This window comes from Pseudomonas sp. USTB-Z (assembly GCF_019691255.1).
GTDB lineage: Bacteria > Pseudomonadota > Gammaproteobacteria > Pseudomonadales > Pseudomonadaceae > Aquipseudomonas > Aquipseudomonas alloputida.
In genome coordinates this window covers 147,509-162,989 of record NZ_JAECZP010000010.1, presented here as the reverse complement: position 1 = coordinate 162,989, position 15,481 = coordinate 147,509, and the positions used below count along the sequence as shown (strand labels likewise).

13 protein-coding genes and 1 riboswitch are annotated in these 15,481 nt (G+C 62.9%); of the genes, 4 read left to right on the top strand and 9 right to left on the bottom strand.

All coding sequences use genetic code 11. The features are described from left to right. Positions 1 to 96 precede the first annotated feature (96 nt). The 4 genes from I8746_RS14180 to I8746_RS14165 form a co-directional block, all read right to left on the bottom strand. The gene (locus tag I8746_RS14180) at positions 97 to 2,814 is read right to left on the bottom strand and encodes a LuxR C-terminal-related transcriptional regulator (protein WP_012051199.1); all 2,718 of its coding nucleotides are present in this window, start codon (positions 2,812 to 2,814) and stop codon (positions 97 to 99) included. 326 nt (positions 2,815 to 3,140) lie between these two features. After that, positions 3,141 to 4,505, bottom strand: coding sequence for a DUF1329 domain-containing protein (locus tag I8746_RS14175; protein WP_012051198.1), 1,365 nt, complete (start codon positions 4,503 to 4,505; stop codon positions 3,141 to 3,143). Between the two features lie 25 nt (positions 4,506 to 4,530). Further along, a complete protein-coding gene (locus I8746_RS14170) occupies positions 4,531 to 6,417 on the bottom strand; it encodes a DUF1302 domain-containing protein (RefSeq protein ID WP_012051197.1) in 1,887 nt (628 codons plus the stop codon). 331 nt (positions 6,418 to 6,748) lie between these two features. Next, positions 6,749 to 8,431, bottom strand: a complete 1,683-nt coding sequence (locus tag I8746_RS14165; RefSeq protein WP_012051196.1) for a fatty acid--CoA ligase — start codon at positions 8,429 to 8,431, stop codon at positions 6,749 to 6,751. Positions 8,432 to 8,724: 293 nt separating this feature from the next. Here I8746_RS14165 and I8746_RS14160 point away from each other — a divergent pair, with 293 nt between their 5' ends. The 3 genes from I8746_RS14160 to I8746_RS14150 all read left to right on the top strand — a co-directional run bounded on the left by I8746_RS14160 (position 8,725) and on the right by I8746_RS14150 (position 11,596). Beyond that, positions 8,725 to 9,690 carry a 2-hydroxyacid dehydrogenase gene (locus I8746_RS14160; RefSeq protein WP_010952003.1) on the top strand — a complete coding sequence of 322 codons (966 nt, stop codon included), beginning with the start codon at positions 8,725 to 8,727 and terminating at the stop codon, positions 9,688 to 9,690. Between the two features lie 54 nt (positions 9,691 to 9,744). Next, on the top strand, positions 9,745 to 10,743 hold the full coding sequence (locus I8746_RS14155) for a class I SAM-dependent methyltransferase (protein WP_014755338.1): 999 nt from the start codon (positions 9,745 to 9,747) through the stop codon (positions 10,741 to 10,743). Positions 10,744 to 10,783: 40 nt separating this feature from the next. Further along, a riboswitch (yybP-ykoY riboswitch) is annotated at positions 10,784 to 10,923 on the top strand. An 88-nt stretch (positions 10,924 to 11,011) separates the two neighbouring features. Beyond that, positions 11,012 to 11,596, top strand: coding sequence for a TMEM165/GDT1 family protein (locus I8746_RS14150; RefSeq protein WP_003247342.1), 585 nt, complete (start codon positions 11,012 to 11,014; stop codon positions 11,594 to 11,596). Between the two features lie 43 nt (positions 11,597 to 11,639). Here the strand turns inward: I8746_RS14150 and I8746_RS14145 are convergent, their stop codons facing one another. From I8746_RS14145 to I8746_RS14130, 4 genes are all read right to left on the bottom strand, one after another. Further along, entirely contained in the window at positions 11,640 to 12,458 is an 819-nt protein-coding gene (locus tag I8746_RS14145) for a M48 family metallopeptidase (RefSeq protein ID WP_003247344.1), read from the bottom strand. A 227-nt stretch (positions 12,459 to 12,685) separates the two neighbouring features. After that, a complete protein-coding gene (locus tag I8746_RS14140; protein WP_003247346.1) occupies positions 12,686 to 13,306 on the bottom strand; it encodes an SOS response-associated peptidase in 621 nt (206 codons plus the stop codon). Between the two features lie 15 nt (positions 13,307 to 13,321). Further along, positions 13,322 to 13,582, bottom strand: coding sequence for a putative signal transducing protein (locus tag I8746_RS14135; protein WP_003247348.1), 261 nt, complete (start codon positions 13,580 to 13,582; stop codon positions 13,322 to 13,324). After that, entirely contained in the window at positions 13,582 to 13,767 is a 186-nt protein-coding gene (locus tag I8746_RS14130; RefSeq protein ID WP_003247349.1) for a CPXCG motif-containing cysteine-rich protein, read from the bottom strand. Before I8746_RS14130 ends, I8746_RS14135 begins: the two co-directional genes overlap by 1 nt. A 122-nt stretch (positions 13,768 to 13,889) precedes the next feature. On the opposite strand from I8746_RS14130, the gene I8746_RS14125 reads away from it, so the two are divergent. Beyond that, entirely contained in the window at positions 13,890 to 15,059 is a 1,170-nt protein-coding gene (locus I8746_RS14125) for a 1-acyl-sn-glycerol-3-phosphate acyltransferase (protein ID WP_003247351.1), read from the top strand. 123 nt (positions 15,060 to 15,182) lie between these two features. Here the strand turns inward: I8746_RS14125 and I8746_RS14120 are convergent, their stop codons facing one another. Then, positions 15,183 to 15,443 carry a hypothetical protein gene (locus I8746_RS14120; RefSeq protein ID WP_012051192.1) on the bottom strand — a complete coding sequence of 87 codons (261 nt, stop codon included), beginning with the start codon at positions 15,441 to 15,443 and terminating at the stop codon, positions 15,183 to 15,185. Between the last annotated feature and the right edge of the window lie 38 nt (positions 15,444 to 15,481).

Below are 15,481 nucleotides of genomic sequence, written 5' to 3'. Positions count from 1 at the left end.
GGCAGCTGGTCGGGAAAGATGAGGGTAGAGCATTGTCGGCCAAAAAATATGGCGTCAGGCCATCACTTTAACGAGCAATGACCTGCAGGGCCAGTATCACGCCAGCAACCCCAGGGATTTGGCCTTGGCCACCGCCTGGGTGCGCCGCTCCACGCCCAACTTGCTGTTGATGTGGCTGGCGTGGGTCTTCACCGTGTGCAGGGAAATGAACAGCCGCTCGCTGATCTGCTGATTGGAACAGCCTTGGGCAATCAGTTCGAGCACAGCCATTTCGCGGCCACTCAGCGCTTCGCCGTTGCCCGTACTGGCGATTGGCACTGGCGGCAGGTGCTTGAGCAGTTCCGCCTGCACCGGGCAAGCGGCGCCTGCCTGCAGTTGTTCATGAAGCCATTGCGGGTGTTTTTCCAGCAGTGGCTGCATTGGCTGCATCACACCGCCATGCGCCGCTTCCAGCAAACTTGGCAGCAACTGCGCGGCCTGCCCTTCCTTGCCTTCGTCCAACAGCAGGGAAAGCCATTGGCTCAAGGCGCTGACGGCGAGCATCATGCCGCCACTGGCCTGGCCGCGCTTTACCAGGCATGCCAGGCGCTGCACGGCATCGTCGCTACGCAACTGGATGCGATCGAGCGCTGCCTGCTGCAACGCAATGTGCAACGGCAGGAGCGGATGGAATTCCGGTGCCGCCGCCGGCTGCTCGCCGCCATAGGTCTGGCCCAGGCGCTGCAGCCAGGACTCCGCCAGGTCGGTACGTCCCTGGGCCAGCCACAGTTCGCATTTGACCAGGGTAATCATGGCCAGGTAGTAGACCGGGGGCACATCCCAGATGTGCATCAAGCGCTCGGCCTCGGCCAGTTCGGCAAAGGCCTCGGCAAAGTGACCTTCCCGGCCATCGAGCGTGGCAATCACGCAATGACCGATGAGCACACTGATGTCCCGGCACGCTCGCGCCTCACCCAGCCCGGCGCGCAAACGCGCGCGGCCCTGAGCTGGCTGCAGACGCGAGACCAGCAGGTAACCTTCATAAAGCGTCAGCCGCGCACGCACGGCATACAGCCGCTGTGCGGAAAGCCCTTGCAGACGTTGTAGCCCCTGGCGCACTTCGTCCAGCGCGCGCAGCACCTCGCCACGGGCATGCAGCACCCGCGCCCGATCGTAATGCGCCAGCGCCTCGAACAAGGGGTTACCGACCCGCTGGGCCAGCTCCAGGGCCTCGCGGTTCCAGCCTCGGGCCCGCCAGAAGTCGCCATCGGCAATGGCCAGGTTGGACAGCGTCGACAAACACACCAGGCGTTGGCCGTAGCGCTTGCTCGGCAGGCTCTGTAACGCTTCGCCGCAATAGGCCAGGGTGCGCTCGCGGTCGCCACGGCCACGGGCAATGACCCCACTGAGTGCCAGCCATTGGGCCAGCATCGACTTTTGCGCGGTCGCCGAAGGCGCGGGCAGAAAGCGACTGAGGTAGCCGGCCAGTTCTTCGGCAGCATCCAGCTGGCAAGCCAGCCCCAACGCCCAGCTGTACAGCACGATCAGCCGCGGCGTGCTGATCAACAGACTGTCGGGCAGGTCCATCTTCCAACGCAGCAACATGCCGACGTTCTGCTCGGCCAGCAGTTGCTCTTCGGACAAACTTTGCACCAGGTCGGCGGCAACATCGAGGTGGCCGGCACGCAAAGCCTGCTCCACCGCCTCGTCCAGCAGGTCCTGAGCTTCAAACCAGCGGCAGGCCCGCAAATGCAGAGCGACCTGCGATTCGCTCGCCTGTCGGCTACGCAGCAGGTCGGAGAACAAATGGTGATAGCGGAACCAGTGCCCATGCTCGTCCAGCGGCACAAGGAACACCTGATGCGCCTGCAGGAAGGTCAGGACGGCGGCACTGTCGTGGCGGCCACGCATCGCATCGCAAAGCGGAGCGCAGAAACGCTCCTGGCAGGCGGTTTCGTACAAGAAAGCCTGCACGTCTGCAGGTAGCCTATCGATGACTTCTTCAAGCAGGTAGTCGCGGATCAGACCCTCGCCACCATGCAGCGCCTGGGGCAAGGCTTGCTCGTCGGCGCTGTCGCTGGCCGCCAGTTGCCAGAAACGCAGCCCGGCGACCCAGCCGTCGCTGCGCTGGATCAGGTTGTCCAGTGCCTGGCCGCGCAGGCCGGTAGGCTGGCGACCGATCACTGCCAGCGACTCATCCGCGGTGAGGCGCAGGTCCTGTTCGTTAAGCTCGACCAACTGTCGGGACAGGCGCAGCCGCGCCAGGTGCCAGTCTGGCCGCTGGCGGCTGGTCACCAGCAACACCAGGCCGGGTGGCAGATGATTGAGGAAGAACTGCAGGCAACGGTCAAGCACCGGCCCTTGGGCCAGGTGATAGTCGTCCAGTACCAGCAGCAGCGGCGTATCAGCTTGTAGGTACAGCGCCAGCTCGTCGAGCAGGCCGTCGAGCCACTCTTCAAAGGCAAACGGCTGATGGCGCTGGCGCATTTTCAGCAGGCCCATGGCCTGGCCGCCCAGTGCCGGGCAGTATTGCTGCAGGCCTTCAAGCAAGCGCTCAAGGAAGCGGCCAGGGTCGGCGTCCCGCTGGCTCAGGCCAAGCCACAGGCTACGCCAGTGCTCGGGCAGTGTTTCGCAAAACTCGATGGCCAGGGAGCTTTTGCCGAAACCCGCCGGGGCATTGACCAGCAGCAGCCGCCCGCCCAAACCGGCTTCCAGCCGCTGGCACAAACGCAGGCGCTGCACATGGCCATCCGGCAGCGGCGGCCGGAAGAAACGCCCGTCCCGCAGGCCAAGGGCCTGACTCGCGAATCCATGCGTACGGGACAGATCTGTCATGGCCGGCTCGTTCTGGTTGGAAGACAACGGCGGTATGGATGTTTGCGAGACTAGCCGTTAACGCTGCGCATTTGAAGATGATGGACGCAATTGGCATGGAAAAGACTGCGACAAAAAGCAACATGGCTGATGGACAGGGGCTGGGGCGGGGGTTTGGGGAGGTATTCAGGAGGTTTATTGCCTTGCCCGGCCCCTTCGCGGGTGAACCCGCTCCTACAGGTTCCGCGTAGGAGCGGGTTCACCCGCGAAGAGGCCGGTTCAGGAAATAGAAACGCCCCGGCAAGCCGGGGCGTTCTGGGGATCAGACGGCGTTCAGTGATTTCAGCTTAGCGAATACCCGACTGACGCAGCGCTGCAGGCTGGAAATCGGCCTTGCTGGCACTGAAGCCAAAGTCGTAAGCGCGCTTCTCTTCGTTCTTCATGCCCAGGGCCAGGTAACGACCGGACTGCAGGTCGTAGATGGTTTCCAGGGTGTACCAAGGCACTTCCACGTTGTAATAAGGCTGAGCATGGGCCTCGGACACGCGCCACAGTTGGCCACGGCCGTCGTACTGGTCGATCACTGCGGCCTGCCAGGTGTCCTCATCGATGTAGAAATCACGCTTGGCGTAGATGTGCCGCTGGCCTGGCTTGAGGGTTGCGACTACGTGCCAGACGCGGCGCAACTCGTAACGGGCCAGGTCCTGGTTGATGTGCCCAGCCTTGATGATGTCGGCATACTTGAGCTTCGGATCATCCAGTTTGAAGGCGTTCGATGCGATGTACAGCTCCTTCTTGCCTTCCAGCTTCCAGTCGTAGCGGTCTGGCGCACCGTTGAACATGTCCAGGTTGTCCGACGTACGCAGGCCGTCGGCGGCGGTACCCGGGCCGTCATACGACACTTGCGGCGCCTGGCGAACGCGACGCTGGCCGGCGTTGTAGATCCACGCCTTGCGCGGCTCCTTCACCTGGTCGAGGGTTTCGTGCACCAGCAGCACGGTCCCGGCCAGGCGCGCTGGCGCGGTCACTTCCTGCTTGAAGTAGAACAGGATGTTGCCTGGGTTGTTCGGGTCGTAATCCTTCATCTTGTCGCGGAAGACGAACTGGTCGGAGAAGTAAACCGGGCTGAAAGAGCCGTTCTGCTGCGGCGTGGCCTGGATCACCAGGCGGCTGACACTACCCCCCCGGTAACGGGTGATGTGGTTCCAGATCACTTCCAGGCCGGTTTTCGGGATCGGGAACGGCACCGCCGTGTTGAAGTTGTTCAAACCGTTGCCGCCTTCCGTCAGCGTGGTCTGGGTGGCGTTTTTCTTGATGGCGGCGAACACGTCCGCAGGTACCGTGGAGCCGCGATGGGTTTTGAATACTGGGATCTTGAACGTGTCCGGGTAGCGCTTGAGCATGGCCATCTGGCCCGGCGAAAGCTTGTCCTTGTACTGCTCGGCGTTTTGCGCAGTGATGGTGAACAGCGGCTTTTCACTGCCATACGGGTCGGCCAGGAAACCCTTGCCGTCGACGCTGCCCGCACTCTTCGACAGCGGCTCCCACGGGCCGATCGAGCCATCGGCGTTGCCGGCCTTTTCAGCCCCCATCGGGGTCAGGGTACTGCCCAACTTGGCCGCCTCGTCGGCGGATACCGCAGCCATGACGCTGGTCGCCAGCAGGGACAGGCCCAGTACACCGGCTTGCAGTAGACTTCTGGTCTTGTTCATGTCGTGTCGTCCTGGATCTGTATGCTTAGAAGTTCACGCCGAAGCTGAGGGCGACGAAGTCGCGGTCATCCACGGTGCTGTACTTGCCATCGAAGAAGTTGGTGTACGACAGGCTGGCCGTGTAGGTGTTCTGGTACTCGGCGTCCAGGCCCAGACTGACTGCCTTGCGGCCTTCCTCGAAGTTGGCACCAGGGCCCGGCGAATAGCCGGACACGTCATGCGACCAGGCCACGCTCGGCTTCAGGTTGATACCCGCGAATACGTCGTTGTAGTCCCAGATGACACGGGCGCGGTAACCCCAGGAAGTGCTGGTGGTGTAGCCGTCGTTCTCGCATTTGCGGTTCAGGTTGGTGGTGGATGTCCCCGCACCCGCGCCAGCGATGGTGCTGCCATTGAGCGCCTGGCAGGTATCGGCGCCACCGGTGGATGGCAATGGACCTGGGCCGAACACCGGGTCGCGACCGTAGCGGGTATCGTGGGCATTCTCCAGGCCGCCGACGTGGGTGACACCCACTTCACCGACTACTGTCATCCGGCTGGCGCCCATCACCTGGTCGAAGAAATGGGTGAGGGTGGTCTGGAACTGGGTGATCTCCTTACGGCGATACCCATGCAGGTCTTGCCCCGGCGTACCGGTCAGCAACGATGCGTTGCTCAACGCGCCGCCAATGGGACGGACACCGGCGAACAGGATATCCGTGGTATTGAGTTGCACTGGCGCGTTAGGGCGGTAGCTGACTTCGCCGCTCCAGGCGGTGCCAGTGGGTAACGTGGTGGAGAAACTCAAGCCATAAAGGCGGATGTCCTCGGGGTATTCCACAAAGTACTCGGAATTACCCGCCACGATTAGAGGCGCCAATGCGCGCAGCTGTGCAGGCAGGGCGCTCAGCCCGGCGAACACGGACGGCGGAGCCCCTGTGGCACTGAAGATGGGTGCACGGCTGTGGTAGTTCATGAAGTAGGCGCCGAACTCCGTGTCCAACGGCTCGAACATATAGCGCATGGCCACACCGAACTGGCCGCTGTCACGCGCATCGCGGTCGGCACCACGGCGCACCATCACACCCTCTTCGTTGATGTTCACGCCCCGCGAGGCGAGGAACTGCTGCGCAGCGCCCGGCACCGTGCGGCTGCTATTGAGCACGCGCAAGTTGTCGGTACAACCATCGGCAATGATGTCCGGCTGGGAGAAGAAGGTGCCGCAGTTGTCGACGACCGTCTGGTCCCACTCGAGCTGGTAGAAGGCCTCGGCCGACAGGTTGTCGGTCAGGCTCTGCGAGATGTAGAACATGTTGACGGGAATCAGGCCTTCCTTGATCTCGGCCCCGGGGCGGCGGAACGCCGACACGTCGATGGGGTTGATCGAGTTGATGCCGCCGCCGATGAAGGTACTTTCACCCCAGCTCACTACCTGCTTGCCAAACCGCACCGAGCCAGGCTGATCGCCGATGGAGTAGTTGTGGTAGACAAAGGCGTCGAGCAGCTCGGCGCCGGACGACTTGGCGCCTTCCTTGCGGTTGGAGTCGCTGATGTCCTTGAACTCGCGGTTCTCGTCCTTCAGCTCGAAGTCGTACCAGTACTTGCCGCGCACGAACACACCGGTGTCGCCGTACTTGAGCTCCAGGTCATGAATGCCTTTGAAGATCTTGGAGAAGGTTTCGCCCTTCTTGAAGTTCAGGTGGCCATCGTCGGACGTCTGTGAAAGGCCCTTGCCGCCGTTGTTCACCCCTATCAGGTTCTTGTTGGGGTTGGCCGTCGACCAGCTGGCGCCGATGGAGAGCGACGAGTCGAACTGGCCTTCGATTTCACCAATGTTGAAGCTGACAGCGAAAGCAGGACTTGCGAGCGTGGAAGCAAGGCTGACGGCCAAGGGCAGCTTGGCCCGGCGCCAGAACAGGTTTGCAGATTTCATCGACGCTACTCCATGTACTTTTTTGTTATGGCAGTGAGTCCTTTCAAGAACGGCCCGAGCGACCGGTTTGCAGGCTTGCACCCGCGGCGACACAGCTTGCGCATGTCGCCCTCCCCCATTCCTGAAAATCCCCTGGCCCCGACTATAGCCAGCAGGCACAGGCGCTTGATCCCTCTAAAGTGTGATTTGCGCTCCATGCCACCAACTCGCTGCAGTTTTGCTCCGGTTGCGGGCTGGCAGTGCTCAAGGATGGCGCATTTCTGTCGTTTGGCAAGGCGGCGGGCTCTCTAGCATGCGGGTCACGCTCTGACGTGCGCGACCCGCACAACGGTTACAACGTGGAAAGGAACGCGCTGTTGCTGGCCTGCCACTGGACGATGTCCTGGCGGATGCGTTTCTTGTCGAGCTTGCCGACACTGGTCTTGGGAATTTCAGTAACAACGGCGATCTGGCTTGGAATCGCCCACTTGTTGATATGACCTTGCTCGACGAACGGCTTGAGGTGTTCCTTCAGTGCCTTGGCGTCGATAGCGTGGCCGTCACGTACCACCAGCAGGGCAAACGGGCGCTCACCCCACTGCGGGTCCGCCACCCCCACCACCGCCACTTCGCGGACGGCCGGGTGGCAGCTGATCAGGTCTTCCAGGTCGAGCGAGGAAACCCACTCGCCGCCGGTCTTGATCACATCCTTGATGCGGTCGCGGATGTCGATGTAGCCCATGCCGTCGAGGGTGGCGACGTCACCGGTGTGCAGCCAGCCACCCTGCCACAGCTCTTCGCTCTTCTCCGGTTCCTTGAAGTAGCCCATGGTCAGCCACGGCGCACGCAGTACCAGCTCACCCTGGGTTTCACCATCGGCGGGCAGGAAGTTGCCTTCGCCGTCGACGATGGCCGCTTCGACCAACGGCACCGGCACACCGGCCTTGATACGGTAGGTGACGCGCTCATCCTCGCTGCCGGCCTGCAGTTCATCGTTCAGGTGTGCTGCGGAGATCAACGGGCAGGTTTCCGACATGCCATACGCAGCGGTCAGCTGAATGCCGCGCGCCAGGGCGGCCTGGTACAGCGAACGGTTGAGCGAACTGCCGCCGATGATGATCTTCCAGCCGCCGAAGTCCTGCCCCTGTGCGTTCGGGCAGTTGAGCAGCATCTGCAGGATGGTCGGTACGCAGTGGGAGAAGGTGACCTTCTCTTCACGCCACAGCTTGACCAGCATGTCCGGCTCGTAGCGGCCCGGGTACACCTGCTTCATGCCGAGCATGGTGGCGGCGTAGGGGATGCCCCAGGCATGCACGTGGAACATCGGGGTGATGGGCATGTACACGTCGTTGCTGCCCAACAGGCGTACGCTGTCGATACTGCCGGTGACCGAGGCCTCGGCCAGTGTGTGCAGCACCAACTGGCGGTGGCTGAAATACACGCCCTTGGGGTTACCGGTGGTGCCAGTGGTGTAGAAGGTAGTGGCCACCGAGTTCTCGTCGAAGTCCGGGAAGTCGTAGCGCGGGCTGGCCGCCGCCAGCAGCTGCTCATACTCCCCGACCAGGTCGGGCAGGTCGGCAGTCTTGTCCGGGCCATCGGTCAGCAGCAAGGTCTTGTCGACAGTGGTCAGCTGCCCGGCGATGGCCTGGTACAAGCCCACGAAGTCGCTGTTGACCAGCACCACGCGGTCTTCGGCGTGGTTCATGGTGTAGAGGATCTGCTCGGGCGACAGGCGCACGTTGATGGTGTGCACCACAGCGCCGATCATCGGGATGGCGAACATGCATTCCAGGTAGCGATGGCTGTCCCAGTCCATCACCGCTACGGTATCACCGGCCTTGACCCCGGCCTCGGTCAGCACATTGGCCAGGCGGGCAATGCGCTCGTTGAGCTGTGGATACGTCAGCCGTATCTGGTCGCGGTAGACAATTTCCCGGGTCTTTTCATAGCGGCTGCCGGACATCAGCAGGCGCTTGATCAGCAATGGATAGGCATAGGCGCCCTCGGCGGGCTTGATGATGCGTGTCTGCAACATGGGGATCCCTTTTCTGAAAAGCGGGCCGGACAAGTCTGGGTTTACTGTAGTTCGCCAATGTGACGGCCAAATCAGCCGAAGGAATGATTTGCGCGGCAAAGGTATGAGTGGCGGGCGTTGACGGGCAGCAAGGTTGAGCTAGACACTGCGGCGGCGGCTTCAGGTTTGCGCCGAAGCCGAGTGCCTCTTCGCCGGCAAGCCCGCGCCTGCAAGGGTTGTGGTGACCTTGCGGGCGCGGGCGTGCCTGCGAATGGCCACAACGCCCTTATCCCTCCCTGCCACCGGAGATCTTCATGCCCAGCCCGCGTCGCGCCGTGTTTCTCGATCACCAGTCCCTGGACCTTGGCGACCTCGACCTTTCGCCCCTGAAGCAGCAGTTCGACCAGTTCGAACTGTTCGCCGCCACCCGCCCGGAACAGGTCGCGGAACGCTTGCAGGGCGCCGTGGCAGTGGTCAGCAACAAAGTCATGCTCGACGCCGCTACCCTGGCTGCCAACCCGCAACTGAAGCTGATCCTGGTGGCCGCCACCGGCACCAACAATGTCGACCTGGCCGCCGCCCGCGCCCAGGGCATCACCGTGTGTAACTGCCAGGGCTACGGCACGCCGTCTGTCGCCCAGCATACCCTGGCCCTGCTGTTGGCCCTGGCCACCCGGCTGTGCGACTACAACCAGGCGGTGGCCGATGGCCAGTGGGCCAAGGCCAGCCAGTTCTGCCTGCTGGACTTTCCTATCGTCGAACTGGAGGGCAAAACCCTCGGCCTGCTCGGCCACGGTGAACTGGGCGGCGCAGTGGCGAGGCTGGCCGAAGCCTTCGGTATGCGTGTGCTGAGCGGGCAGATCCCTGGCCGCCCGGAGCGCGCCGACCGGCTGCCGCTGGACGAGTTGCTGCCGCAAGTCGATGCCCTGACCCTGCACTGCCCGCTGAACGAGCACACCCGGCATATGCTCGGTGCCCGCGAACTGGCCCTGCTCAAGCCCAACGCGCTGGTGGTCAACACCGCCCGTGGCGGCCTGATCGACGAACAGGCGTTGGCCGATGCCCTGCGCGGTGGTCACTTGGGCGGCGCGGCGACCGACGTGCTGAGCGTGGAGCCGCCGGTCAACGGCAACCCGCTGCTGGAGCCCGGCATCCCGCGCCTGATCATCACCCCGCACAGCGCCTGGGGTGCCGTAGAGTCGCGCCAGCGCATCGTCGGCCAGCTCAGTGAGAACGCCCAGGCCTTCTTCGCCGGGCAGCCACGCCGCGTGGTCAGCTGAGCCAGGCGCCTGCCTCTGCTACACTGCGCCACTTTTTTCCAGGAGACGTCGTCCATGGACCCGCGCAGTGAAGTGTTGCTCCGCCAGGCAGAGCTGTTTCAGGGGCCGCTGCTGATCGCCGGCGCCCCCGCCGACGACCTGCTCGGCCAGTTGCCTCAGGCCCAGGCCTGGACTTGGCATGCCGGCGATCAGGCCATGCTCGAAAGCCGCTTCGCAGGCCGCAGCCATTACGGCGTCGAGGCCCCTGAAGCAGCATTCGAAAGCGCCGTGCTGTTCCTGCCCAAATCCCGCGAGCTGGCCGCCTATCTGCTCAATACCCTGGCGTCGCGCCTGGCTGGCCGCGAGCTGTACCTGGTCGGTGAGAAGCGCGGTGGCATCGAGGGCGCGGCCAAGCAGTTGGCGGCCTTTGGCAAGCCACGCAAGCTCGACAGCGCCCGGCACTGCCAGCTGTGGCAAGTGACCATCGACCAGGCACCGCAGGCAAAACCGCTGGAAAGCCTGGCCGAGCGCTTCGAGCTGGCCCTGGAAGACGGCCCGCTGCAGGTGATCAGCCTGCCTGGGGTATTCAGCCATGGCCGACTCGACCGAGGTACGGCCCTGCTCCTGAAGCATCTTGACGGCCTGCCCGGTGGTCACATGCTGGACTTTGGCTGCGGTGCCGGGGTACTGGGGGCCACGCTCAAACGCCGTTACCCACAAAGCCGGGTGACCTTGCTGGACGTGGATGCCTTCGCCGTGGCCGCCAGCCGCCTGACGCTGGCTGCCAACGGCCTGGAAGGCGAAGTGATCAGTGGCGATGGCATCGACGCCGCCCCTACCGAACTGAGCCTTATCCTGAGCAACCCGCCATTCCACACCGGCGTTCATACCAACTATCAGGCTTCGGAAAACTTGCTGAAAAAATCCGCCTTTCATCTGCGAAAAGGTGGCGAAATGCGCTTGGTTGCCAACAGTTTCCTGCGCTACCAACCACTGATCGAAGGGGCGTTGGGCAACTGCCAGGTACGTGACGAGGCCGACGGTTTCCGCATCTACCAGGCAACTCGCGGATAAAAAACAGCGCTTGCCGAAAACGTTTTGCCTAGGCAGAATCCGCACCGTCCTAGGGGAGTAGTCTCCCGCGAGCACCCAGCTCGCCCGGTACGCGTCAACATACTTGGTCCACAGACCATGGCGCGTGCGACCCACCATGCACGCCTGCATGGCGAGATCCGCATAGACGGATCGAGGGTTTGACAAGACCTATGACACGCACACCTTACCCGGGGCGGGGAGGCTGTACGTGTCATAGCCGTGTCGACCCGCCCCCGTAGGAATCCTGATGCTGGAATCACTGTTGGTCCCCACCGCTATCGTTGCCCTGGCCGAGATCGGCGACAAGACGCAACTGCTCGCACTCATTCTCGCTGCCCGCTTCCGCAAACCCTGGCCGATCATCGCCGGCATCATCGCCGCCACCTTGGCCAACCATGCCGCAGCCGGTGCCGTGGGGGCTTGGGTCGGCAGCTTCTTCAGCGATTCGGCACTGCACTGGATCCTGGCCGCGAGCTTTACCGCCACCGCACTGTGGACCCTGGTACCGGACAAGATGGATGACGACGAGAACCCGGCTCGCCGTTTCGGGCCGTTCCTGACGACACTGATTGCGTTCTTCCTGGCCGAAATCGGTGACAAGACCCAGGTCGCCACCGTGATGCTGGCTGCGCAGTATCCGCACCTGATCATGGTCATTATCGGCACTACCCTGGGTATGCTGATTGCCAACGTGCCGGTGGTACTGGCGGGTAACTTCGCGGCTGACAAACTGCCGTTGACGCTGATTCGCCGCCTGGCGGCAACGGCGTTCTTCGTGCTGGCGATCGTGGCCGTCTATTCGGCAATGAAGGCCAGTGGCTGGATTGGATAAAGGGAAAACCGGGGGCTGCCATGCAGCCCCACGATTCAGGCATTTATTGCTTGGCTGCTGCCTGATACAGCGGCATCACCTTCGGAATCGCCGCCTGCAGCGAAGCAATGCGGCTCGCGGACGCCGGGTGAGTACTCATGAACTCAGGCGGTGCACCTTCGGAAGCCTTGCTCATCTTGTTCCACAAGGTGATCGCGGCATTCGGGTCGTAGCCGGCACGCGCCGACAGCTCCAGGCCAATCAGGTCGGCCTCGTTCTCGTTGGCCCGGCTGTTTGGCAAGGTCATGGCGTAGTTCACCACCGTGTCGGCCATGGCCATGCTGCTCTGGCCGAGGCCGAAGATGGCACCGGCACCCTGACGAGCCATTTCCACACCGTATGCCTTGGACATGGCCTCGCGGCTATGCTCGCGCAAGGCGTGGGCAATCTCGTGCCCCACCACTGCGGCAATTTCCGCATCGGTGAGCTTGAGCTGATCGATCAGCCCGGTGTAGACGATGATCTTGCCGCCCGGGCCGCAGTTGGCGTTCAGTTCATCACTCTTGATCACGTTGACTTGCCAGTCCCACTGCGCGGCATCCGGGCGGAATTTGGGCGCCTGGGCGATCAGGCGGTTGGCAATGGCCTGCACACGCTTGGCATCGGCGCTGGACTTGTCGAGCACACCCTTGCTCGACGCTTCACCCAGGGTCTGCTGATACGACTGCGCGTACATCTGGTTGACCTCATCGGTCGAGAGCATGCTGAACATGTACTGCTGGCGCTCGACGCCAACAGCACCGCCGCTGGTGGTATTCACCGCCTGGCAGCCGGCCAGCAGGATGCCAGCACTCAGTAGGCTGACGACAAAAGACTTACGCATGAAAACACTCCCTATCCACATGCGGCGTATCCTAGGCCGAGTCGCCAGTGGCTGCCATAGCCGCAGGGAAGATTTTCGTCGCCTGTACCGGCCTCTTCGCGGGCAAGCCCGCTCCTACAGGGGTAACACGACCGAGGGCAGGAGCAGGCTTGCCCGCTCCTACAGCAGGGGTAACACGATCATTGTAGGAGCGGGCTTGCCCGCGAAAGGGCCGGCACAGCCCCCCATCAAGCCGGGGTAAGACACTCCGGCGCATCCAGCTTCGGGTCATTGACGAAATTGGCCAAGGCCCGCTCACGCAACGTCGCAGGTGGGCTGGCCAGCAGCTCGTGCAAGCGGGTAACCGGCGTGTCCGGGTCGAGCCAGGCCGCCTGTCCGGCCTCGTCCAGTATCAGCGGCCGACGCTGGTTCATGGCCGCCTGGGTCACCACCGCGCAACTCAACCATACCTGGTCCTGCACCGGGTAGGCCTCCCACACCGCCGCAAAATACAGCGACGCGCCCTCCCCCGGGGTCAACCAGAACGGGCGTTTGCGCACGTTGCCACGCCATTCGTAAAAGCCGTTGGCCGGCATCAGGCAGCGACGCTGGCGAAATGCATCGCGAAACATCGGTTGCTCGGCCAGCGTTTCGGCCCGGGCATGGGCGGGGGTACGGGACAGGTCGGTGAGCCAGGCCGGGGTCAACCCCCAGCGCGCCTTTGCCAGTTGCTGCTGGCCATCAAGCTGGCGCTGGATCAGCACCGACGCCCCTGGCGATATATTCCATTGGGCCGGCTGGCCGACGGGAAAACCCGGCAGACTGGCAAGGGCCTGGGGCCAGCGAAACAGGGCATAACGTCCACACATGGGGGAATTCAGAACCTAGCAGATCAAGGTACCGGGGACATGCTCCGGCTCGTCGCCAACCAGTGGCTGGGCATCATTGTACGCATCGATCAGCTGCCGTGCGCATTCGGCCTGCTCATCAGCCACGATAAGCCCCAACAGGCCCTGCAAGGGCAGCTCGCCGGCGGCACCGAGCAGGTCACGGCCGACCACGTGTACATCGATCCCCTCGCTGGCAAGCATGCCTGCCAGCATTTGCGCCTCGAGCAGGCTTTCCGGTTCGTAGATGCGCTGCATCAGGCGTCGTCCTCGCGGCGGACTTCAAGCATCCATTCGTCACCATGCACCTGCAGAATGCACACCACAGGCTGGCAGCACACCTGACAATCCTCGGTATAAACCTGGTCGCCCGCAGACAGATCGACGGTAGTTTCCACACGTTCGCCACAATAAGGGCAATCATAGAAGTCGGTTTCCAGCATCGCGGCCTCCGCAGTGACTTATGCGTATAATTGCCGGTCTGTTTACAGGGTCTGTGTGCGTCCGAGCCGTTTTTCGGAGCCCGTCCCTACCTTATTACCCTAGCCGTTTCCAACAAGAGAGCATGATGGGCGAATTCGATGCCATCCGACCGTACGACGACGCTGAGGTCCCTGCCGTTCTGGCACGCCTGCTCAGCGACCCGGCATTCCTCGATATCCTCACTCACTTCCGCTTTCCGCGTGCGGCCGGTGCTCTCGGCTGGTTGCTCAAGCCCTTGATCGCACGCCGCCTGCGCAAGGAATTCGCCGGCGTTACCTGTGTCTCGACCCTGCAGGACAAAGTCGAGTACTACGTCGACCAGACCATCGATCGCGCCACCGACGGCGTCACCTATTCGGGTGTGGAACAGCTCAAGGCAGGCACCGCCTACCTGTTCCTGGCCAACCACCGTGATATCGTCATGGACCCGGCCTTCGTCAACTATGCCGTGTACCACGCCGGCCTGCCCACGCCGCGCATCGCCATTGGCGACAACCTGCTGCAAAAGCCCTTTGTCAGCGACATGATGCGCCTGAACAAAAGCTTCATCGTGCACCGTTCGATCAGCGGGCGGCGCGAAAAACTGGCTGCCTACCAACTGCTATCGGCCTACATCAACCACTCGATCCGCAACGATGCCACCTCGATCTGGATTGCCCAGGCCGAAGGTCGGGCCAAGGACGGTGACGACCGTACCGACTCGGCGATCCTCAAGATGTTCCACATGAGCCGCAAGGACGAGCCGTTCGGTGCGGTTATCCAGAGCCTGAACCTGACCCCGGTGTCGATCAGCTACGAATACGACCCGTGCGACCAGGCCAAGGCCCGCGAGCTGTACATCCGCGCCACAACCGGCACCTACAAGAAGGCGCCGGGCGAAGATGACAACAGCATTGCCAAAGGCATTACCGGCTACAAGGGCCGAGTCCACATCAACTTCGCGCCGCCGGTAACCGAGTACCACGAAGACACAAAACAGCTGGCGGCAGAGATTGACCGGCAGATTCTGGGGGGCTACCGACTGTTCCCAGTGCATTACCTGGCGTATGCGATGTGGGAAGGCAAGGACGAAGCCCTGCAGGTGCCAAGCGCCGAGAAGGTGTTCCCGGCGGATGAGCTGGCCAAGGCCAAGGAAGAATGGCAACGGCGTCTGGATGCCTGCCCGCAAGAGCAGCGGCCGTACCTGGTGTTGCAGTATGCGACGCCGGTGCGCAACCAGTACCAGGTCCGGCAGCAGACGCCGGTCGCCTGATCGATCCCGGGGGCTGCGTTGCAGCCCAAACGCGACACAAGGCCGCTCCCACAGAGAATTGCGTCCACCCTTGTGGGAGCGGTCTTGTGTCGCGATTGGGCCGCAACGCGGCCCCGATGGTTCTCAGACCCAGGTGCTGAACCAGGACAGCAGCAGCGCCATCGCCAGGCACGAAAAGCCCAGGATGTAGAAGTATTTCGGCACCCGAAGTTCGAAAGCGTCCACTACCCCCTCGTCTACTGCCATGTACGCGCGGGTTTCGGCCTCGCGCCGCCGCGCACTGTGCAGCAGCAAACCGCCCGGGCAGGTCAGCAGCAGCGCCAGCAGGTTGATCAGCTTGGTGGGATGGGCGGCCAGGAACCCCCAGAGCACTTGCAAGGACATCACGCGACCTCGATGTGAGCAGTGACAAAGGCCAGCAT

Bases quoted from the DNA above. Each gene is read 5' to 3' on its own strand.
- I8746_RS14180 (WP_012051199.1), bottom strand. From the start codon at position 2,814: ATGACAGATCTGTCCCGTACGCATGGATTCGCGAGTCAGGCCCTTGGC.
- I8746_RS14175 (WP_012051198.1), bottom strand. From the start codon at position 4,505: ATGAACAAGACCAGAAGTCTACTGCAAGCCGGTGTACTGGGCCTGTCC.
- I8746_RS14170 (WP_012051197.1), bottom strand. From the start codon at position 6,417: ATGAAATCTGCAAACCTGTTCTGGCGCCGGGCCAAGCTGCCCTTGGCC.
- I8746_RS14165 (WP_012051196.1), bottom strand. From the start codon at position 8,431: ATGTTGCAGACACGCATCATCAAGCCCGCCGAGGGCGCCTATGCCTAT.
- I8746_RS14160 (WP_010952003.1), top strand. From the start codon at position 8,725: ATGCCCAGCCCGCGTCGCGCCGTGTTTCTCGATCACCAGTCCCTGGAC.
- I8746_RS14155 (WP_014755338.1), top strand. From the start codon at position 9,745: ATGGACCCGCGCAGTGAAGTGTTGCTCCGCCAGGCAGAGCTGTTTCAG.
- I8746_RS14150 (WP_003247342.1), top strand. From the start codon at position 11,012: ATGCTGGAATCACTGTTGGTCCCCACCGCTATCGTTGCCCTGGCCGAG.
- I8746_RS14145 (WP_003247344.1), bottom strand. From the start codon at position 12,458: ATGCGTAAGTCTTTTGTCGTCAGCCTACTGAGTGCTGGCATCCTGCTG.
- I8746_RS14140 (WP_003247346.1), bottom strand. From the start codon at position 13,306: ATGTGTGGACGTTATGCCCTGTTTCGCTGGCCCCAGGCCCTTGCCAGT.
- I8746_RS14135 (WP_003247348.1), bottom strand. From the start codon at position 13,582: ATGCAGCGCATCTACGAACCGGAAAGCCTGCTCGAGGCGCAAATGCTG.
- I8746_RS14130 (WP_003247349.1), bottom strand. From the start codon at position 13,767: ATGCTGGAAACCGACTTCTATGATTGCCCTTATTGTGGCGAACGTGTG.
- I8746_RS14125 (WP_003247351.1), top strand. From the start codon at position 13,890: ATGATGGGCGAATTCGATGCCATCCGACCGTACGACGACGCTGAGGTC.
- I8746_RS14120 (WP_012051192.1), bottom strand. From the start codon at position 15,443: ATGTCCTTGCAAGTGCTCTGGGGGTTCCTGGCCGCCCATCCCACCAAG.